Source organism: Buttiauxella sp. AC142, assembly GCF_979253435.1.
The window spans coordinates 3013940-3035518 of the sequence record NZ_CEEDCH010000001.1 but is presented as its reverse complement, the minus strand read 5'-3'; the positions used below and the strand labels follow the sequence as shown (position 1 = coordinate 3035518).

Genomic DNA, 21579 nt, shown 5'->3' with positions numbered 1-21579 from the left:
CAGTGGGGAAGGGATTCCCTCACATCGTAACCCGCCCAATAACCCTTTCTCTGGCCTGTATCATAAGTGCGTTACTTATAATCCGGCCCGGATCATGAAGCTCTCTTATAACAGCGTATTTCTTCTATATGTATGAGACTGGTTTGCTACAATCTCGCCTCATTTTTTGGAAGGACCGCAATTTTCTATGGTTTCTCAAGATAAAACAACACAAGCGCCTGGCTTACGTCGTGAGCTAAAAGCGCGCCACTTAACGATGATCGCCATCGGCGGTTCCATCGGTACCGGGCTATTTGTTGCCTCTGGTGCAACCATTTCTCAAGCGGGCCCAGGCGGCGCGCTGCTCTCCTATATGCTGATTGGTCTGATGGTGTACTTCCTGATGACAAGCCTGGGCGAGCTTGCGGCTTATATGCCGGTTTCTGGCTCTTTCGCCACCTATGGGCAGCAATACGTTGAAGAAGGCTTCGGCTTCGCACTGGGCTGGAACTACTGGTACAACTGGGCAGTAACCATCGCGGTTGATCTGGTGGCATCACAACTGGTGATGAACTACTGGTTCCCTGACACCCCAGGCTGGATCTGGAGTGCGCTGTTCCTCGGCATCATGTTCTTGCTCAACTACATTTCCGTTAAAGGTTTTGGCGAAGCAGAATATTGGTTCTCACTGATTAAAGTCGTCACCGTGGTGGTGTTTATCGCCGTTGGCGTGATGATGATTTTGGGCATCTTTAAAGGTGCGCAACCTGCGGGCTGGAGCAACTGGACAATTGGCGATGCGCCATTTGCGGGTGGTTTCTCGGCGATGATAGGCGTGGCGATGATAGTCGGTTTCTCCTTCCAGGGTACTGAGCTTATCGGTGTTGCGGCGGGTGAATCTGAAGATCCAGGTAAAAATATTCCACGCGCGGTTCGTCAGGTATTCTGGCGTATCCTGCTGTTCTATGTGTTCGCGATTCTGATTATCAGCCTGATCATTCCTTACACCGATCCAAGCCTGCTGCGTAATGATGTGAAAGACATCGGCGTTAGCCCATTCACGCTGGTCTTCGAGCACGCGGGTCTGTTGTCTGCGGCGGCTGTCATGAATGCGGTTATTCTGACGGCGGTACTGTCTGCGGGTAACTCCGGGATGTACGCATCAACGCGTATGCTTTACACCCTGGCGTGCGACGGCAAAGCGCCACGCATTTTCTCTAAGCTTTCCCGTGGCGGTGTGCCGCGTAATGCGCTGTACGCAACAACTGTTGTCGCGGGCCTGTGCTTCCTGACATCTATGTTCGGGAACCAGACCGTTTACCTGTGGCTGCTGAATACTTCCGGTATGACGGGCTTTATCGCCTGGTTGGGGATTGCCATTAGCCACTACCGTTTCCGCCGTGGCTATGTGAAGCAAGGGCTTGATCTTAAAGACCTGCCGTATGTTTCTGGATTCTTCCCGCTGGGACCAATCTTTGCCTTCGTCCTGTGCCTTATCATTACTTTGGGTCAGAACTACGAAGCATTCCTGGCCGATAAAATCGACTGGGCTGGCGTGACTGCCACTTACATCGGTATTCCGCTGTTCCTGGCGATCTGGTGGGGCTACAAAATTACTAAAGGAACGCGTTTCGTGAAATACAGCGAAATGACTTTCCCAAAAACGTTTAAAAACGAGCAGTAACAGTCAAAGTAAAACGGAAAGGGCGCGATTATCGCGCCCTTTTTGCTTTTGGCAGTCAATAACATTTCATTCCCTTCCCCTGAATGCAGTAGCCAAACATTACAAATTTTAACAATTTGATTGATAACTATTCTCGTTTATTTTATGGTGTCGCCACACTTTACCCCGGCTGGATGTTGGTGAGTAAAGCTTGCAGTCGCTTGCCAATGTAGCAAGCGTCGCATTAGGAATGTGAGCGCAATCTATTTGTTAAATATTGTTTGCCATTCACCTCATGGAGAAAGGAATGTTAAGGTTGAATCCCATCGTCCGGGGAGGACTTTGCGCGTCAATAATCAGTGCTGCGTTTCCAGTTATTGCTACTGAATACGAAGACACCGTGGTTGTGACTGCGTCTGCTAGCGAGCAAAGCCTCAAAGATGCGCCTGCCAGTATTAGCGTTATCACTCAAGAAGATCTGAAAAAGAAACCGATCCAGAACCTGAAAGATGTCTTGCAGGAAGTTCCCGGTGTGCAGCTCACCAACGAAGGGGATAACCGCCAGGGCGTCAGTATTCGTGGCCTGAGTAGCAGCTACACGCTGATTCTGGTGGATGGTAAACGAGTGAATTCGCGCAATGCCGTATTCCGTCACAATGATTTCGACCTTAACTGGATCCCAGTCGATGCGATTGAACGTATCGAAGTGGTGCGCGGGCCGATGTCCTCGCTCTATGGTTCCGATGCGTTGGGCGGCGTGGTCAACATTATCACGCGTAAAGTCGGCAAAGCCTGGCACGGCACCATCACAGCGGACACCACGATTCAGGAAAAACGCGATCGGGGTGATTCTTATAACAGTAATTTCTTCGTCAGCGGCCCCATCGTTGACGACCTGCTCGGGGTGAAAGTTTACGGCAACCTCGGCAAGCGCGAGAAAGACAAACAAGAATCTTCCAATACCAGCGCCACGGGTGAAACGCCACGCATCGAAGGCTTCACGTCGCGTAGCGGCAGCGCCGAATTTGCGCTGACCCCAACCGAAAACCAGGATATGACTTTCGGTTACGGGTTTGACCGCCAGGACAGGGATTCTGACTCGCTGAATAAAAACCGCATGGAACGCCAGGATTACTCCATATCCCACAATGGCCGTTGGGATTATGGCAATACCGAGCTGCGTTTTTATGGCGACAAAATTGATAACCTCAATCCGGGCAATAGCTCGCCAATCACCTCACGCAATAATAGCCTCGACGGCAAACTGGTGCTGCCATTAGGCGAGATCAACCAGTTGCTGACCTTTGGCGGTGAATGGCGTCACGATAAGTTAAGTGACCCGGTAAACCTGACTGGTGGCAGCAGTTCCGAAACATCCGCCAGCCAGTACGCACTGTTCCTGGAAGACGAATGGCGGATTTTCGAGCCGCTGGCGTTGACTACCGGCATCCGTATGGATGACCACGAAACATACGGCGACCACTGGAGCCCGCGAGCCTATCTCGTTTATAGCGCGACGGACACCGTCACAGTAAAAGGTGGTTGGGCGACCGCATTTAAAGCGCCTTCTTTATTACAGTTAAGCCCGGACTGGACCAGCAACTCTTGCCGTGGCTCTTGTAAGATTGTCGGCAGCTCCGATTTGAAACCTGAAACCAGCGAAAGCTTCGAACTTGGCCTGTATTACGCCGGTGATGAAGGCCTGCTGGATGGCGTAAGCGGGAGTATCACCACCTTCCAGAACGATCTGGAAGATATGATTGATATCAACCGTACCGCTAATCGTGCGCTGGCACCGTCCTATTCGAATTTTGTGGGTTTTGACAGTGCGGGGAACCCTATCTTCAAATACTACAATGTCAATAAAGCGCGTATTCGCGGCGTGGAAACCGAGGTGAAAGTACCGTTTAACGATCAATGGAAATTGACGTTGAACTACACCTATAACGATGGTCGTGATTTAAGTAATGGTGGTAACAAGCCGTTGTCTTCTCTGCCATTCCATACCGCAAACGGTACGCTGGACTGGGTACCACAGGATGACTGGTCGTTCTACGTTTCTGCCAACTATACCGGCGAGCAGCGTGCGACAACCAGCAGCGAACCCACGCCTGGCGGTTACGTAGTGTGGAATACCGGTGCAGCGTGGAAGGCGACGAAAAACGTTAAACTGCGTGCGGGCGTGCTGAACCTGGGTGACAAAGATCTGAGTCGTGACGATTACAGTTACAATGAAGATGGTCGTCGTTACTTTATGGCGGTGGATTACACGTTCTAAGTTTTTGCCCTCACCCTAACCCTCTCCCAAAGGAGAGGGGACATCCGGTTTTCTCCCTCTCCTTTGGGAGAGGGCCGGGGTGAGGGCAAAAATATTAAGCCAAATGCTCCGCATGAAAACGCAGATGGTCTTCAACGAACGACGCAATGAAATAATAACTGTGATCGTAACCCGGCTGGACGCGGAGCGTTAACGGCCAGTTCTTCTGCCGCGCCACTTCCGCAAACTGTGCCGGTTGCAATTGATCGGCCAGGAACTGATCGGCATCCCCCTGATCGATAAGCACCGGAATAGACTTGCTCTCGTCAGCCTGCATCAGCAAGCAGCAGCTATCCCATTCACGCCATTTCGCTTCGTCAGCACCTAAATAGGCCGCAAAGGCTTTTTGCCCCCATGGCACACGCGTTGGGTTCACAATCGGTGCGAAGGCAGAAACGGAACAGTAGCGGCCTGGGTTTTTCAACGCGATGCTCAATGCACCATGGCCCCCCATCGAATGCCCGAAAATAGATGCTTTGTCGCTAATACTGAAGTTATCAGCGATCAACGCGGGCAGTTCTTCATTAATGTAGTCGTACATACGGAAATGCCCGGCCCACGGTTCTTCAGTGGCATTCAGGTAAAACCCTGCGCCCTGGCCGAGATCGTAACTTTCGCTATTAGGCACGTTTTCACCGCGTGGGCTGGTATCTGGCATCACCAGCACAATTCCCAATTCAGAAGCGACACGCTGCGCGCCGGCTTTGGTGGTGAAGTTTTCGTCGTTACAGGTTAAACCAGACAACCAATAGAGAACCGGTGGAGGAGTGGTGCGCGGCGTTGGTAGAAAAATACTGAACGTCATCTGGCATTTCAATACTGTGGAATCATGGCGCCAGCGCTGCTGCCAGCCTTCAAAACATCGGTGTTCTTCTAGTAGTTCCATCCAGAGGTCCTTATTTATATTCAAGATCGATGAATAACTTTCACTTCTCCCCAGTCTAGTCATGCTGCATCATGCTGGCAACGAAATCGTAACAATCGGGGGTTGTGTGGCGGCACGTATCGCGTTGACGGGATTTTTAGTGTTAGTCGTTGCAATGGGCATTGGCCGCTTTGCATTCACGCCGCAAGTCCCGTTGATGATAGCAGAAGGGCAACTTACCCTAACCAGCGCGGGTTTGGTAGCAGCGATTAACTACCTCGGTTATCTGGTTGGCGCGTGGGATGCCATGCGGGCGCACCGGCGTGTCGAGCTGCGATTAATGGCTGGCGTCTGGGGGGCGGTAATTTTAACACTGCTTTCAGCCACCGTAGATTCCGCACTGTGGCACGCGTTAATTCGTTTTCTGATTGGGTGTGCCAGCGGCTGGGCGATGGTATTAATTGCGGCCTGGACGAACGAACAACTGGCGCATTTAGGTAAACCCGGATTAAGCGCTGCGGTATTTGCAGGGCCGGGGGCCGGGATATTTATCAGCGGTTTGCTGGCGGTTGCAATTCACAGCTACGGGTTATCGGCCAGCCATGCGTGGTTGGTTTATGGCGTTTTAGCACTACTATTTATTGTGTTAATCGCCCGCAACTTGCCGCGCAAAGGCGAACTACATCGCCCGGAAACCGCACCAGAGCCGTTGGTTTTAACGCCGCCGCTTAAACGCCTGGTCTGGAGTTATAGCCTGGCGGGATTTGGCTATATTCTTCCCGCGACATTTTTATCGCAAATGGCCAGCGCACGCTTCCCTGGCAGCGCGTTTGCGCAGTTCGTCTGGCCGATATTCGGTGGCGCGGCAGTGTGCGGTATTTTGCTCGGTATTGCTGCGCGTCATTTGTTGCAAAGTCACCAACGCCTGGCGCTGGTTCTGTGGCTACAAGCCCTTGGGGTATTCGCCTCAGATATGATTCCCGGTATGTTCGGGCTGGTGTTAGGTTCGTTGCTGGTGGGCGGGGGCTTCTTGTGTGCAGTGCAATTATCGCTACTCTGCGGGCGCGAGCTGGCACCAAAACATACCCGCTATATGGCAGGATTACTGACCACCGGTTATGCGATGGGGCAGTTAGTTGGGCCGATGCTCTCGGCATTATCGACGTCACTGACCGGGCAGCTTGAGCCTGCATTATATGTCGCCGGTTTTGCGTTATTGATTAGCGGTGGCCTCGTGTGGCGAAGGTATTGACGATTTCAATAATTATCGTTCGCACTACTGGATTATGCGACCGCGCTCACGCACAATGAGCGCACACTTTGCCCCTATGAGGGCAGGGGTCAGCCACACCTGCAGGAGAAAACAACATGTCATCACTCAGTCCAGAAGCCGCACTGGTTCACGAAGCATTGGTTGCTCGCGGTTTAGAAACCCCGCTGCGCCCACCTGTGCGTGAGCTGGATAACGAAACCCGCAAGCGCGAGATTGCCGAACATATGACGGAAATCATGCAGTTGCTCAATCTCGATTTGAGCGACGATAGCTTGATGGAAACCCCGCATCGCATCGCAAAAATGTATGTCGATGAGATTTTCTCCGGTCTCGATTACGCCAATTTCCCGAAAATCACCGTCATCGAAAATAAGATGAAGGTTGATGAAATGGTCACGGTGCGCAACATTACGTTGACCAGCACCTGCGAACACCACTTCGTGACTATCGACGGGAAAGCGACCGTTTCGTATCTCCCGAAAGATACGGTGATTGGTTTGTCGAAAATTAACCGCATTGTGCAGTTCTTTGCCCAGCGCCCGCAGGTTCAGGAACGCTTAACTCAGCAAATCCTGATTGCTCTGCAAACCCTGCTTGGCACCAACAATGTGGCGGTATCTATTGATGCAGTCCATTATTGTGTGAAAGCGCGTGGAGTGCAGGATGCGACAAGTGCGACCACGACCACGTCGTTGGGTGGATTGTTTAAATCCAGCCAAAACACTCGCCAGGAATTTCTGCGCGCTGTGCGTCATAACTAATCATTAAGTGAGCTGGGTGTATGGAGAGAAATATCACGCTGGATTTTGTCCGTGGCGTCGCTATTCTCGGCATCCTGCTGCTTAATATCGTGGCCTTCGGTTTACCGAAGGCGGCGTATCTCAATCCAGCCTGGTCCGGCTCTGTCACCGACAGCGACGCCTGGACATGGGCGATTCTCGACCTTTTCGCTCAGGTCAAATTCCTCACGTTGTTTGCGCTGCTATTCGGTGCGGGCTTGCAGATGTTGTTACATCGCGGCAAACGCTGGATCCAGTCACGCCTGACGCTACTCGTTCTGCTCGGCTTTATGCACGGCATTTTGCTGTGGGATGGGGATATTCTGCTGGCTTACGGCTTGGTTGGGCTGGTGTGCTGGCGGCTGATCCGCGACGCTCCGGGGATTCGTTCCCTGTTTAATACCGGCGTGATGCTTTATCTCACCGGGGTGGGCGTACTGTTGTTGCTGGGCTTTATTTCCGGCGACGCGCCAAACCGTTCGTGGATACCAGATGCGGCCAACTTGCAATATGAGCAGTGGTGGAAGCTAAACGGTGGCACCGAGGCAATCAGTAATCGCATTGATCTTCTCTCCTCGAATTTAGTGGCGCTAGGCGCACAGTATGGCTGGCAGCTCGCGGGCATGATGCTGATGGGCGCGGCATTAATGCGCAGCGGTTGGTTGCGTGGCGAATTTAGTCTGCATCATTATCGCCGCATAGGTTTGTGGCTGATTGTGATGGGCATGTTAATTAACATTCCGGCGATTTACGCCCAGTGGCATGTGGGCTGGATGTATCGCTGGTGTGCTTTCTTGTTGCAAGCCCCGCGAGAGTTGAGCGCTCCGTTCCAGACCGTAGGTTATGCAGCGCTGGCATTTGGCTACTGGCCACAGCTTTCACGTTTGTGGCTGGTGAATGCCGTGGCGCATGTTGGGCGCATGGCGCTATCAAACTATTTACTGCAAACGGTGATTTGCACCACGCTCTTCTTCCGCATGGGCTGGTTCATGAAGTTTGATCGTTTATCCCTGCTGGCCGTGGTGCCTGCCGTGTGGGTTATTAACATTCTCTTCTCTATGCTCTGGCTGCGTTTCTTCCGCCAGGGGCCTGTTGAATGGCTGTGGCGGCAACTCACCGCACGGGCCGCAGGGGTATCACTGAAACATCCAGCAAGATAATGATATACATCACAAACGTTAACGATATGTATGTAACCGTTTTCATTGATGTGATCATCCTCACGTAGTCATTCACAACTCACTGCCAAAATAGCCACCTTGCCAAATACAGGGTGCATCCATGAGACTTATTCCTCCAGCGTCAGGTCGATACCTATGATCACCATTCGTGACGTTGCCCGAATCGCCGGCGTCTCCGTGGCGACAGTATCCCGCGTACTCAATAACAGCGCATTAGTCAGCGCCGACACGCGTGAAACTGTAATGCAGGCGGTGGCGCAACTGGGATATCGCCCGAATGCCAACGCCCAGGCGTTAGCCACGCAGGTGAGCGACACCATCGGCGTGGTGGTCATGGATGTTTCCGATCCGTTCTTTGGTGCGTTGGTCAAAGCCGTGGATGTTGTGGCGCAGCAGCACAACAAATACGTTCTGATTGGCAATAGCTACCACCAGGAAGAAAAAGAACGTCATGCCATTGAAGTGTTGATTCGTCAGCGCTGTAACGCATTGATTGTTCATGCTAAAGCACTCAGCGATCAAGAGCTGGGTGAATTCCTTGAGCAAATTCCGGGCATGGTTTTGGTCAATCGCATTGTGCCAGGTTATGAGCATCGCTGCGTGGGGCTGGATAACGTCAGCGGTGCCTTAATGGCAACACGAATGCTGTTTAATCAGGGCCATCAGCGCATTGGTTATCTGGCCTCAAGTCACGCAATTGAAGATAACGCCCAACGCCGGGAAGGGTGGATGCGGGGCATGACCGAGCAGGGGATCACCCCGCCGGAAAGCTGGGTTGGCGTCGGTTCGCCGGATATGCAAGGTGGCGAAGCGGCGATGGTGGAGCTGCTTGGGCGCAATTTGCAACTCAGTGCGGTGTTTGCCTACAACGACAGCATGGCCGCAGGTGCGTTAACTGCCTTGAAAGATAACGGGATTGTCGTGCCGCACCATGTATCCATCATTGGCTTTGATGATATTCCTATCGCGCGTTACACCGATCCGCAACTCACAACGGTGCGTTACCCCATTGTTTCAATGGCACGTCTGGCGACTGAACTGGCGTTACAGGGCGCCGCAGGGACGCTCGATAATGGTGCAACACACTGTTTTATGCCGACATTAGTCCGCCGTCATTCAGTGGCTCCTCGCCAAATTGCGGCACCGATCACTCTCTGAATAAAGTCTTTTATGTAACCGGTTTCAATTTGTGAGTAAATTCACAGTTAATTAACATTGCGATGACTATGATGTCAGCGTTTTATAAGCTGAAACTATATGTAACGGTGATTAATCAGTTTACGTATAGGTATTAAGCCAAAACTATCAAAAAAGCAGTTATGGATCGTTACGAAACACGGAAGAGTTTTTTTAACAGAGAAAAATTTTCGGCACTCAGTAACGTTTTCTTAACAATGCTGCCTGCCTGAATACCACTGAACTACCCTGCAAAAAAACCGGAGATACCATGAATAAGAAGGTTTTGACCCTGTCCGCCATTATGTCCTGCATGTTGTTTGGCGCAGCCGCTCATGCAGCTGATACCCGTATTGGTGTGACCATTTATAAATACGACGATAACTTTATGTCGGTCGTGCGCAAGGCAATCGAAAAAGACGCAAAAGCATCTCCAGATGTAGAACTGCTGATGAACGACTCCCAGAACGACCAATCCAAGCAGAACGATCAGATTGACGTGCTGTTGGCAAAAGGCGTGAAAGGTCTGGCAATCAACCTGGTTGACCCTGCTGCTGCTGGCACTGTTATCGAAAAAGCCCGTGGTCAGAACGTACCAATCGTGTTTTACAACAAAGAGCCTTCTCGTAAAGCGCTGGATAGCTACGACAAAGCTTACTACGTAGGTACCGACTCTAAAGAATCCGGTGTGATTCAGGGCGACCTGATTGCTAAACATTGGGCAGCAAACCCAGCGTGGGATCTGAACAAAGATGGTCAGGTTCAATTCGTTCTGCTCAAAGGCGAGCCAGGCCACCCGGATGCTGAAGCTCGTACCACTTACGTTATCAAAGAGCTGAACAACAAAGGTCTGAAAACCCAACAACTGCAGTTAGATACCGCAATGTGGGACACCGCTCAGGCGAAAGATAAGATGGACGCATGGTTGTCTGGCCCGAATGCTAACAAAATCGAAGTGGTTATCGCCAACAACGATGCAATGGCAATGGGTGCTGTAGAAGCGTTGAAAGCACATAACAAATCTTCTATTCCAGTCTTCGGTGTGGATGCCCTGCCAGAAGCGTTGGCAATGGTTAAATCTGGCGCAATGGCCGGTACTGTTCTGAACGATGCGAACAACCAGGCTAAAGCAACCTTCGATCTGGTGAAAAACCTGGCCGCTGGCAAACCAGCAGCAGAAGGCACTAACTGGAAAATCGAAGACAAAATTGTCCGTATTCCTTACGTTGGTGTTGATAAAGACAACCTGGCTCAATTCGTCGGTAAATAAGTATCCCGTTCAGGATATGGCTTTAAGTGTGTCGAATCCGGGCGAATTTTCGCCCGGTATCAGGCCAGATAATCAGCCACACAGGTATAACTATGGTTGACACAAATACAAATCAGTCGTCGGAATATTTGTTGGAAATGACCAACATTAATAAATCATTCCCCGGCGTTAAGGCACTGGATAATGTTAATTTAAAAGTTCGTCCTCATTCCATTCACGCATTAATGGGTGAGAACGGCGCAGGCAAATCAACATTATTAAAATGTCTTTTTGGGATCTACAGCAAAGATTCCGGCAGCATTCTTTTTCAGGGACAAGAAGTTAACTTTTCCAGCACTAAAGAGGCGCTGGAAAATGGTATCTCCATGGTGCATCAGGAATTAAACCTGGTTTTACAACGCACCGTAATGGATAACATGTGGCTGGGGCGTTACCCAACCAAAGGTGTATTTGTCGATCAAGACAAAATGTACCGCGATACCAAACACATCTTCGATGAACTGGATATTGATATTGACCCTAAAGCTCGCGTGGGCACTTTGTCAGTATCGCAAATGCAGATGATCGAAATCGCTAAAGCGTTTTCTTACAATGCCAAAATCGTCATTATGGATGAGCCAACATCCTCACTGACAGAAAAGGAAGTTAATCACCTTTTCAAAATCATTCGTAAGTTAAAAGAGCGCGGCTGCGGCATTGTTTATATATCTCACAAAATGGAAGAGATCTTCCAGTTGTGTGATGAAATCACCATCTTGCGTGACGGACAGTGGATTGCCACCCAACCTTTAGAAGGGTTGGACATGGATAAAATTATCTCCATGATGGTTGGCCGTTCCCTGAACCAACGTTTCCCGACAAAAGAAAACGTGCCGGGTGAAGTGATTTTGGAAGTGCGCAACCTCACTTCTTTGCGCCAGCCTTCGATTCGTGATGTCTCCTTTGATTTGCATAAAGGGGAAATTCTCGGCATTGCCGGTCTGGTCGGTGCAAAACGTACTGATATTGTCGAAACGTTATTTGGTATCCGTGAGAAGTCTGACGGCACCATTATGTTGCACGGCAAAAAAATTAATAACCATTCGGCGAATGAAGCGATTAACCACGGTTTTGCGTTGGTCACAGAAGAGCGTCGTTCAACCGGTATTTATGCGTACCTGGATATCGGCTTTAACTCGCTGATTTCTAATATTCGTAATTATAAAAACAAAGTTGGTTTATTAGATAATTCGCGCATGAAAAGCGATACCCAATGGGTAATCGACTCAATGCGTGTAAAAACACCTGGTCATCGTACTTCTATTGGTTCGCTGTCCGGTGGTAATCAACAGAAAGTTATTATTGGTCGTTGGTTATTAACACAGCCAGAAATTTTAATGCTGGATGAGCCAACCCGTGGGATTGATGTCGGCGCTAAATTTGAAATTTATCAGTTAATCGCTGAGCTTGCCAAGAAAGGGAAAGGAATCATCATTATTTCGTCCGAAATGCCGGAGTTGTTAGGGATTACAGATCGTATTCTGGTCATGAGCAATGGTCTTGTTGCCGGAATTGTAGACACTAAAACAACCACGCAGAACGAAATATTACGTCTTGCGTCTGTGCACCTTTGATAATTTAGGGGCTATTAAAAATGAGTGCGTTAAATAAGAAAAGTTTTCTAACTTATCTGAAAGAAGGCGGCATTTATGTCGTTTTGCTGGTCTTGCTGGCAATTATTATTTTCCAGGATCCCACGTTTTTAAGCTTGATGAACTTAAGTAACATTCTGACCCAATCATCAGTGCGTATTATTATTGCACTGGGTGTGGCGGGGCTGATTGTGACCCAGGGTACTGACCTTTCGGCGGGTCGTCAGGTTGGCCTGGCGGCGGTCGTTGCAGCAACGCTTTTGCAGTCCATGGAAAACGTGAACAAAGTTTTCCCTGAAATGAGCACCATGCCTATTCCGGTGGTTATCCTGATCGTCTGTGCGATTGGCGCCATCATTGGTCTGGTTAACGGTATTATCATCGCTTACCTGAATGTGACGCCGTTTATCACCACATTGGGCACCATGATTATCGTTTATGGTATCAACTCCCTGTATTACGACTTTGTTGGCGCGTCGCCAATTGCCGGGTTCGACAGCGGATTCTCGACCTTTACCCAGGGCTTTATCAAGATGGGTAACTTTAAGCTCTCGTACATCACATTCTATGCGTTGATTGCGATTGGCTTTGTCTGGGTACTGTGGAACAAAACGCGCTTTGGTAAGAACATCTTCGCCATCGGTGGTAATCCTGAAGCGGCTAAAGTTTCTGGTGTAAACGTTGCCCTGAACCTGATCATGATTTACGCGCTGTCTGGTGTGTTCTACGCGTTCGGCGGGATGTTAGAAGCGGGCCGTATCGGTTCTGCAACCAACAACCTCGGCTTTATGTACGAACTGGATGCGATTGCGGCGTGCGTGGTTGGCGGTGTGTCATTCAGCGGCGGTGTGGGAACGGTGGTAGGTGTCGTAACTGGTGTTATCATCTTTACGGTGATCAACTACGGCCTGACGTATATCGGCGTGAACCCTTACTGGCAGTACATTATCAAGGGCGCGATTATTATCTTCGCGGTCGCGCTGGATTCACTGAAATACGCTCGTAAGAAGTAATCTCTACGGTTTACCAAGACCCGCACAGGACGATATGTGCGGGTTTTTTTATGCACTCTATTTCTTCTCTTTCTTCTGCAATTCCAGCAACTGTTCTGGTGTGACTGCCGGATAAGCTTGCGCATCTTCAGGCACTTCATGCATGGCAGGAATAGGGACTAGCGGCCCCAGGAAGCGCGGCTCACGTTTGAAGATATACAAATCTGCCAGCGCACCTAAACGCGCACCAAACTCCCTGATACGCACTGTCATCATATTTTTTGGCGAAGGGACGGCGTAACACTGCGCCTGAATGCCCATATGCAGGGCAATAAAGAGGGCGCGTTCGCAGTGAAAACGCTGAGTGATAATAATAAAATCATTGGTATCAAAGACTTTTCGCGTACGAACGATAGAGTCCAGCGTACGGAAACCAGCGTAATCGAGCACGATATCGGCTGGATCGACACCACCGGCAATCAGGTCTTTACGCATGGTCATGGGTTCGTTGTAGCTTTGCAGCGCATTATCGCCGCTCAACAGCAGGTAGTTTACCTTGCCGCTGTTATAGGCATTTAACGCACCCTGAATTCGGAATTGATAATACTGATTAATCACACCGGTGCGGTAATACTTGGCGGTGCCCAACACCACACCAACCTGGCGATAGGGCAAATCTTGCAGTTCGTCGTAAACGTAAGGTGCAGTTTTCCAGCTTATCCAGCGGTCAAGACAAAGCGCAGCCACCACAGCCAAGCCGATTATCACCAACAGGCTATAAAACAAGCGCTTCAACATGGACTTGCGGCTCAATAAAGGGATGGAATTTTATCCAAGGCTACTTTACCTGGTGGTGAAGAGCAAGATTCGCGGAATTGGTTGGACTAAAAATCGCCAATGCGAGCGCTCTTGCGCCCGCATCGTTCTCATCAATTCAACAGTGCGCGGTCGATATTCATACAGCCCAACGCTTTTAACGTGGCGACTGTCGCGTCCCATTGTGTCAATGGCGCTTCGGCTTTTTCAGCCAGAATCGCACGCTGGATATCATTGTAATCGTAGCCGGAAAGGCTCAACAGATTCAGCGCAGCTTGCAGCGGGGGTAGGGAAGGGTTGAATGCGGCGTTTTCCGCATAACTACCGGTGAAAATTGTCCCATCGCGCATTTCCAGCGCGACACCCGAAGGCGCATTACTGTAAGGCGCATGGCTGCGGTTTGCAGCCGTGATGGCGGCATGGCTGAGTTCATCGCCTTGCAGCGTAAAACCATGATCCATTTCATCCAGCAGCAACGTTTTGATTTCTAAATCACGCGGACCAAATGCGTCTGGCAGATAGTCGCCAAGAGTTGCAGGCTTGCGGCCCGGCAAATTAATGCGCAATGCCACGCCGCTGTTCAGTTCATTCATAAACTGGCGGCAATGGCCACACGGCGTATAGTTGACGGTAATCGCGGCGAGGGCTTTTTCGCCACGCATCCACGCATGGGTAATTGCACTTTGCTCGGCATGAACGGTTTGCTGCATGGTGGAGCCAAGAAACTCCATATTGCCGCCGAAATAGAGATTTCCGCTGACGCCACGCGCTACCGCACCCACATAGAACTGCGACAAATCCGCGCGGGCACAGGCTGCTGCAAGCGGCAGCAAAGCAAATGCCAGCGCGTCATCATCAAACCCTGTCTGGGTTTTCAATGATTCCACTTCAGTAGCGCTAAACATCGCCGGGAAGTGGGCATCAGCAATCAAGGGTTGCAAAGCGGCTTGCAGTGAAGCCGGGAGTTGTGCGAGAGCAGCCTGAAAACGTGAGCGCATGGATCGTAGCCTCATAACAAGTAATTGAACCGTAGTTTACGGTTCTGTATGGGCTTTATATGTGATCTTTCTCTAATTACAAATGCAACTTATGAAATAAAGAATGAAATTGCGCGATCTCTCGCAAGTTTTAACCAAATACAGCCAAAATCACCGGGAATAAGAATGGGGCAACCAGCGACGTAATAATGCCGCAAATCACCAGCGCCAGTGAGCTGAATGCGCCTTCCTGGAAATCCAGTTCAGCACAACGCGCAGTCCCAAGGGCGTGAGAGGCAGCACCCATCGACAGGCCGCGCGACGCTTTGGTTTTAATACCCATTAGATTCAGAATGCTATGGCCAAATACCGCGCCCAGAATCCCCACGAAAATCACGCAGACGGCGCTAATTGCCGGGATGCCGCCTATACTGCCGCCCACAGCCATGGCAATCGGTGTGGTGACAGACTTAGGCAAGATTGACGCGGCGATTTGCGGTGTGGCACCCATTAATAATGCAACCGATGTACCGGTAATCATCGCGACCATGCTGCCAATAAAACAGATAGTGATAATGGATTTCCAGCGTGCACGAATCTGGTGAAGCTGTTCATACAGTGGGAATGCGAGGGCAACTACCGCCGGTTGTAGCAAATCGTTCAGCACTTTACTGCCAGCGAAATAGTGATCATAGGGCGTTCCGGTAAACACCAGAATAGGGATGATAACAATCATCGAAACCAGTAACGGGTTCAGCAGCGGTGACTTATAGCGCATTCCGATTTGGCGGGCGAGAAAGAAGGTCACCAGTGTTAAAGGTAAAGACCACCAGATATGATGCATCATTTTGTTTCACCCTCGCTTTCACCCACGACTTTACGTTCGCCGTGAACCAAATGAGAACTCCAGCTCACGATAACTAATACCACTAAGGTACTGATAAAGCAGGAGACAACCACCGGGCCAAATTGCTGTTTAATCACATCAACATACTGCATGACGCCCACACCAATCGGTACAAAGAGCAACGCCATATAACGAATCAGCAGGTGGCAACTTGGTTTAACCCATTTCGCTGGCAGGATTTGCAGAGAGAGCAAAACAAACAGAATTAACATGCCAATAATGCTGCCGGGAATGGTGATCGGCAACAGCGATGCAATAGCAATGCCCACATATAAGCATATGTAAATTAATACAAATGAACGCAGGTACTGCCAAATTACGGTGAGCGAATTACGCATGGTGATGACCCTTTAAGAAACGCATTCATCATACAATTAAAGCTGAAAATGTGCTACCGATCACATCATGAATTATGAGCATACCAAATATTCCAAATTGGAACGTTCCAGAATGTTTTGGGCAATCTGCCAAATCCCATTTTGCAGGCATAAAAAAAGCGACCCGTAGGTCGCTTAGTTATGCTCGAAAGGTTCGATTAGTTCAAACGTACCGGCATACCGGAACGGTTCAGAATCGCCTGATCCAGCACGGTGCTGTCAACGTCTGGCTGAGCGGTAATGGCAGTCACGTTGCTTTTCAGCGCGATTGGCACGATCTCAGTTGAGTTGAACTGCTCTTCAGTCGTGGACAGTGGGTTATGCACTTCTACATAGCGCGTACCATCTGGCTCAACGGTGGCTTTCACCGGTTCGTTGATGAACTGAACGCGCGTACCGACTGGCACTTTCTCGAACAGGAATTTGATGTCTTCGTTACGCAGACGCACACAACCGTGGCTCACACGCAGGCCGATACCAAAGTTGGCGTTGGTGCCGTGAATCGCATACAGACGGCCAATGTACAGCGCGTACAGACCCATTGGGTTATCCGGACCGGCTGGAACAACGGCTGGCAGCGGCGTACCGGCAGCAATATATTCTGCGTGCATTTTTGCCGTTGGTGTCCAGGTCGGGCCTGCTTTCTTACGTTCTACCTTAGTGGTCCAGTTCAGCGGAGTATCTTTACCCAACTGGCCGATACCGATTGGCAACACGATAACGGTGTTGGTGCCAGCCGGGTAGTAGTAAAGGCGCATTTCAGCACTGTTAATCACGATACCTTCATGAACGGTATCCGGCAGAATTAACTGCTGAGGAATGTTCAGGATGGTGCCAGGCTTTGGCAGATACGGGTCTACACCTGGGTTAGCTTCCAGCATGTTGGAAAGGCCCATCTGGTAACGCGCCGCATATTCTTCCAGCGGTGCAGTGCTACCTTCAGGGATAGTAACAACCTGGTTTTGACCAATCAGACGACTGCCATCGGTTGGCAGAGGATAAGTCACGGCAGAAGCTGTTTTGCTAAAAGCCACGACAGCCACAAATGCCAGTAAAATTGTGCGTAGTTTCATATTCATTTTATGCGAAGTATTTATGGCCATGCAGGCTAGTTAGTGAAGAGACGGAGCGATTTAAGCGCGCATTATATGTGCATTCTGTCAGACAGGGAAATCAGATGTGGATTAAATCACACTTTTTTGCATATTGATTATTTAATCACCAGCGCACAAGCAGAGCGATCTACACGTTGAGTTATGGCATAATGTGCCCGATCTCACATATTACAATTTTATCAGGACATCTCTGTGCTAGTTTCCAGTAACGTCACAATGCAGTTCGGCAGTAAGCCGTTGTTTGAAAATATTTCTGTCAAATTTGGCGGCGGCAACCGTTACGGCTTGATCGGCGCCAACGGTAGCGGCAAGTCTACCTTTATGAAGATCCTCGGTGGCGATTTAGAGCCAACGCTGGGTAACGTTTCACTCGATCCTAACGAGCGCATCGGTAAATTGCGTCAGGATCAGTTCGCCTTTGAAAAGTTCACCGTTCTCGATACGGTCATCATGGGCCATGCCGAACTGTGGGCTGTAAAAGAAGAGCGCGACCGCATTTATGCGCTGCCAGAGATGAGCGAAGAAGACGGCTATAAAGTTGCCGATCTGGAAGTTCTCTACGGCGAAATGGACGGTTACACCGCCGAAGCGCGTGCCGGTGAATTACTGCTTGGCGTAGGGATCCCTGTTGAACAGCATTACGGCCCGATGAGCGAAGTCGCTCCAGGCTGGAAACTGCGTGTGCTTCTGGCGCAGGCGCTGTTCTCAAACCCGGATATCCTGCTGCTCGATGAACCGACGAACAACCTCGACATCGACACCATTCGTTGGCTGGAAACGGTGCTCAACGAACGTAACAGCACCATGGTCATCATTTCGCACGACCGTCACTTCCTGAACATGGTTTGTACGCACATGGCTGATCTGGACTACGGCGAACTGCGCGTTTATCCAGGCAACTACGACGAATACATGACGGCGGCAACACAAGTTCGTGAACGTCTGCTGTCTGATAACGCGAAGAAAAAAGCGCAGATTGCTGACCTGCAATCCTTCGTTAGCCGCTTTAGTGCCAACGCCTCGAAATCTCGCCAGGCGACCTCTCGTGCGCGTCAGATTGATAAAATCAAACTCGACGAAGTTAAAGCCTCCAGCCGTCAGAACCCGTTCATTCGCTTCGAGCAGGACAAGAAACTGTTCCGTAATGCGCTTGAAGTGGAATCACTGGCAAAAGGTTTTGACAACGGCCCGCTGTTCAAAGGCGTTAACATGCTGCTGGAAGTGGGTGAGAAACTCGCCATTCTGGGTACCAACGGCGTGGGTAAAACCACTCTGCTTAAAACGCTGGTTGCCGAACTGGCTCCAGACGCAGGTACAGTTAAATGGTCTGAGAATGTGCAAATCGGCTATTACGCACAGGATCACGAATACGAGTTTGAAAATGACCTGACCGTGTTCGACTGGATGAGCCAGTGGATGCAAGAAGGTGACGACGAGCAAGCGGTGCGCAGCATTCTGGGCCGTCTGTTGTTCAGCCAGGACGATATCAAAAAGCCTGCGAAGGTGCTGTCCGGTGGTGAGAAAGGCCGTATGTTGTTTGGTAAATTGATGATGGAACGTCCGAACGTTCTGGTCATGGACGAACCAACCAACCACCTGGATATGGAATCCATTGAATCGCTGAACATGGCGCTGGAAATGTACCCGGGCACGCTGATCTTTGTCTCTCACGACCGTGAATTTGTGAGCTCGCTGGCCACCCGTGTGATTGAAATTACGCCAGAGCGCGTGGTTGACTTTACCGGCGGCTATGAAGATTACCTGCGCAGTAAAGGTATTGATAACTAAGTTTTAGCTTAGAACGCCCTCACCCTAGCCCTCTCCTCCAGGAGAGGGAACTGACGGTTTTCACCCTCTCCATGAGGGAGAGGGCCGGGGTGAGGGTTACAACTTAAATCTTCCAGAAATCCTGTACTTTCCCGTCTACAACCAAACGGCGTTTTTCACCCGCCGGTAGCGTTAACGTCATCTCTTTCCAGGCCGGCTGATAATCACCTTTACGAGTGAAGTTCACATGAATTTCATCTGCGGTGCAGTGAATTTCCCAGTTCAGCCACAGCGCGTTGCCTTGCTGATACCCCCACGTCTCGCCGTCATCTTCAAACAGGCTGCCGTGAGAAACGCCAGTGCCTTGTAGCGGATACACTTTCAGTTCGCGCATCGTGTCAGCTTTGGCATCCACGTGAGTAATACGTGCCGAATGAGGCAGGGCAGCACCCGCGCGCACCAGCAACGGCAAGCGTTCCAGAGGTGCATCAACCACAATATTTTGACCGCCGCTATACCACTGGCCCGTGTAGTAGTCGTACCAACCTGCACCGTTTTCCGGCAGCCAGACTTCACGCTCGCGCTGGCCTTCTTCCACCACGCTTGCCACTAATAGATCGCGGCCAAGCATGAAATCGTCACACTCTTCGAAGGTTTTGGCGTCGTGCTCGTGGTCAAGGAACGTTGAACGCAGCATCGGTTCGTCGTCGGCATGCGCCTGCCACAGCAGGGTGTAGAAGTACGGCAGCAGACGATAACGCGTTTCGATAGCGCTGCGAATGGCTGGCGTCACTGACGAATACATCCACGGTTCGTTGACGGTTTGGTCGTCATTCCACGAGTGAATAGTGAAACGCGGGTGCATCACACCATTTTGTACCCAGCGTACAAACAGCTCCGCATCAGGTTTGTCGCCAGAAAAGCCGCCGACATCGTGCCCAACGTTATACAAACCAGAAAGGCTCATGCCCACACCCATGCGGGTGTTGTAACGCAGCGTATTCCAGTTGGTGCGGTTATCACCGCTCCAGGTTTGCACGTAACGTTGCATCCCGGCGCAGCCGGAACGGGAAATCAGATATGGGCGTTTTTCCGGCGCAAAAGCCTGCTGCGCTTCGAGCGAGGCACGCATCATCAGCAGTGGCATCACCGGGCGGATATTTTTGATGGCAATTTCTTCGCCAAAGCCGTAACAGCGGGCTTCGCCGTCCCACACTTCGTATTCGTTATTATCATTCCAGGTGGAGTCGATACCCATTTCCAGCAGTTGCGTGGTGACGCCGTTTTGCCACCATTTCACCGTTGCCGGATTAGTGAAATCAAGATGCGAACCTTCGTCGTCCCAGAAGATCGAACGCTCCGGGCTATCTTGCTCCGAATCCTTAATAAACAGACCTTGTTCAACCACTTCCTGGTAACGCGGATGATCCTGCAACAGACATGGTTTGATGTTAGCTGCCAGTTTGATCCCTGCGGTATGGAACGCCTGGGACATCACTTTCGGCTGCGGCACCTTGTCGTAGTTCCAGTTAAAGACATAGCGCTTGTTATTGATTGAGGTATAGCCCGATGACAACTGGAATGAATCGCAAGGAATTGCGTGCTCTTCACACAGTTTGATAAAGCTCATCAGCTGGTTTTGCGCGTCTGGTGCATCGGTGTAATGCATGGTTGAGCCGCTGTAGCCGAGGCTCCATTTCGGGCCAAACAGCGTTTTACCGGTCAGGCGCACAAACGCTTTGGTGACATCTAAAACCTGCGGGCCGAGAAACAGGTAATAATCGACATCGCCCGATTCTGCCTGCCAGCGGCGGTACGGCAGGTGGTAGTTGTCAATTTCGTTGCCCAAATCCAGCCAGCAGCTGCTCAGGTTGTCGTAAAACATCCCGAAGCTGACATCCGGGCGGCGCGTGATGGTAAACGGAATATGTTTGTAGAGCGGGTCAGTGGACTCTGCGTTATAGCCCATCGCATCCAGGTTACGCATTTCGTAGCGTTTCCCGGTGCGCTGCAACGGACCGGCTTTCTCGCCCAGACCGTAATAACGTTCTTCTTTAAAGCGACGCTGATAGTGCGCCACACCGTCGCCGTGGGCGTTCAGCAGATATGCGCTGGTCGGGCGGTCGCTGGCGAGCATTTGCCACTCGCCGTTCTCGTTCTTATATTCCCACTCCAGCCATAAAGGCTGGTGGACGGTCACCCGCAATTTATCGGTGCTGATACACAATGTTTCACCGCGCTCTTCCACCGTGAAACCGGGTAACGCAAACCCTTGCAGGCTTTCACGGTCACGGCCTTCCCACGGCACATCATTCTCTGGCGCGATGCTCCAGGTGCGGTTCAATGCCAGCTTGTTTTCGCGTTTAATCAGCACGCGGAACATGCCTTGCTCCAGCACAAACAGGTTCAGGCGATGTTTGCCGTCCACGCTTAACTCAACGTGATTGGCGTCAGACTTCAGCAGTGTCCAGTTCTTCAAAGTTTTCATCGTTCA

At 50.6% G+C, this 21579-nt stretch carries 17 protein-coding genes; 10 read left to right on the top strand and 7 right to left on the bottom strand.

Annotated features, from left to right (window positions below; translation table 11 throughout):
• The first annotated feature begins 187 nt into the window (after positions 1–187).
• Positions 188–1663 carry an amino acid permease gene (locus tag AC0IWZ_RS14120; RefSeq protein ID WP_410373374.1) on the top strand — a complete coding sequence of 492 codons (1476 nt, stop codon included), beginning with the start codon at positions 188–190 and terminating at the stop codon, positions 1661–1663.
• A 286-nt stretch (positions 1664–1949) separates the two neighbouring features.
• Positions 1950–3920 (top strand): catecholate siderophore receptor CirA, encoded by a 1971-nt coding sequence (gene cirA / locus AC0IWZ_RS14115; protein WP_410373373.1) that lies wholly within the window; start codon positions 1950–1952, stop codon positions 3918–3920.
• Between the two features lie 94 nt (positions 3921–4014).
• Here the strand turns inward: cirA and fghA are convergent, their stop codons facing one another.
• On the bottom strand, positions 4015–4845 hold the full coding sequence (fghA, locus tag AC0IWZ_RS14110) for an S-formylglutathione hydrolase (RefSeq protein ID WP_034497005.1): 831 nt from the start codon (positions 4843–4845) through the stop codon (positions 4015–4017).
• A gap of 106 nt (positions 4846–4951) precedes the next feature.
• On the opposite strand from fghA, the gene AC0IWZ_RS14105 reads away from it, so the two are divergent.
• The 7 genes from AC0IWZ_RS14105 to mglC all read left to right on the top strand — a co-directional run bounded on the left by AC0IWZ_RS14105 (position 4952) and on the right by mglC (position 13147).
• Complete coding sequence (locus AC0IWZ_RS14105; protein ID WP_034497115.1) at positions 4952–6076, top strand: YbfB/YjiJ family MFS transporter; 1125 nt, start codon at positions 4952–4954, stop codon at positions 6074–6076.
• Positions 6077–6192: 116 nt separating this feature from the next.
• On the top strand, positions 6193–6858 hold the full coding sequence (gene folE / locus AC0IWZ_RS14100; protein WP_034497002.1) for a GTP cyclohydrolase I FolE: 666 nt from the start codon (positions 6193–6195) through the stop codon (positions 6856–6858).
• A gap of 20 nt (positions 6859–6878) precedes the next feature.
• Complete coding sequence (gene yeiB / locus AC0IWZ_RS14095; RefSeq protein ID WP_471676987.1) at positions 6879–8036, top strand: DUF418 domain-containing protein YeiB; 1158 nt, start codon at positions 6879–6881, stop codon at positions 8034–8036.
• Positions 8037–8192: 156 nt separating this feature from the next.
• Entirely contained in the window at positions 8193–9215 is a 1023-nt protein-coding gene (gene galS / locus AC0IWZ_RS14090) for an HTH-type transcriptional regulator GalS (protein WP_471676988.1), read from the top strand.
• A gap of 289 nt (positions 9216–9504) precedes the next feature.
• Complete coding sequence (gene mglB, locus AC0IWZ_RS14085) at positions 9505–10503, top strand: galactose/glucose ABC transporter substrate-binding protein MglB (RefSeq protein ID WP_034496996.1); 999 nt, start codon at positions 9505–9507, stop codon at positions 10501–10503.
• Between the two features lie 92 nt (positions 10504–10595).
• The gene (mglA, locus tag AC0IWZ_RS14080) at positions 10596–12116 is read left to right on the top strand and encodes a galactose/methyl galactoside ABC transporter ATP-binding protein MglA (protein WP_034496994.1); all 1521 of its coding nucleotides are present in this window, start codon (positions 10596–10598) and stop codon (positions 12114–12116) included.
• 20 nt (positions 12117–12136) lie between these two features.
• Positions 12137–13147, top strand: coding sequence for a galactose/methyl galactoside ABC transporter permease MglC (gene mglC, locus AC0IWZ_RS14075; RefSeq protein WP_034496992.1), 1011 nt, complete (start codon positions 12137–12139; stop codon positions 13145–13147).
• A 57-nt stretch (positions 13148–13204) separates the two neighbouring features.
• On the opposite strand, the gene sanA is transcribed toward mglC, so the two are convergent.
• The 5 genes from sanA to ldtB form a co-directional block, all read right to left on the bottom strand.
• Positions 13205–13924 (bottom strand): outer membrane permeability protein SanA, encoded by a 720-nt coding sequence (gene sanA / locus AC0IWZ_RS14070; RefSeq protein WP_034496990.1) that lies wholly within the window; start codon positions 13922–13924, stop codon positions 13205–13207.
• 131 nt (positions 13925–14055) lie between these two features.
• The gene (gene cdd / locus AC0IWZ_RS14065) at positions 14056–14940 is read right to left on the bottom strand and encodes a cytidine deaminase (protein WP_471676989.1); all 885 of its coding nucleotides are present in this window, start codon (positions 14938–14940) and stop codon (positions 14056–14058) included.
• Between the two features lie 130 nt (positions 14941–15070).
• Positions 15071–15766 carry a CidB/LrgB family autolysis modulator gene (locus tag AC0IWZ_RS14060; RefSeq protein WP_034496984.1) on the bottom strand — a complete coding sequence of 232 codons (696 nt, stop codon included), beginning with the start codon at positions 15764–15766 and terminating at the stop codon, positions 15071–15073.
• Entirely contained in the window at positions 15763–16164 is a 402-nt protein-coding gene (locus tag AC0IWZ_RS14055; protein WP_034496982.1) for a CidA/LrgA family protein, read from the bottom strand. The genes AC0IWZ_RS14060 and AC0IWZ_RS14055 overlap by 4 nt, the downstream gene beginning before the upstream one ends.
• A gap of 197 nt (positions 16165–16361) precedes the next feature.
• Positions 16362–17282, bottom strand: coding sequence for a L,D-transpeptidase (gene ldtB, locus AC0IWZ_RS14050; RefSeq protein WP_034496980.1), 921 nt, complete (start codon positions 17280–17282; stop codon positions 16362–16364).
• Between the two features lie 228 nt (positions 17283–17510).
• On the opposite strand from ldtB, the gene AC0IWZ_RS14045 reads away from it, so the two are divergent.
• Positions 17511–19106: an ABC-F family ATPase gene (locus AC0IWZ_RS14045; RefSeq protein ID WP_172893626.1), complete on the top strand. Its 1596-nt coding sequence runs from the start codon at positions 17511–17513 to the stop codon at positions 19104–19106.
• Positions 19107–19209: 103 nt separating this feature from the next.
• On the opposite strand, the gene AC0IWZ_RS14040 is transcribed toward AC0IWZ_RS14045, so the two are convergent.
• Complete coding sequence (locus AC0IWZ_RS14040) at positions 19210–21573, bottom strand: glycoside hydrolase family 31 protein (protein ID WP_471676990.1); 2364 nt, start codon at positions 21571–21573, stop codon at positions 19210–19212.
• Positions 21574–21579 lie beyond the last annotated feature (6 nt).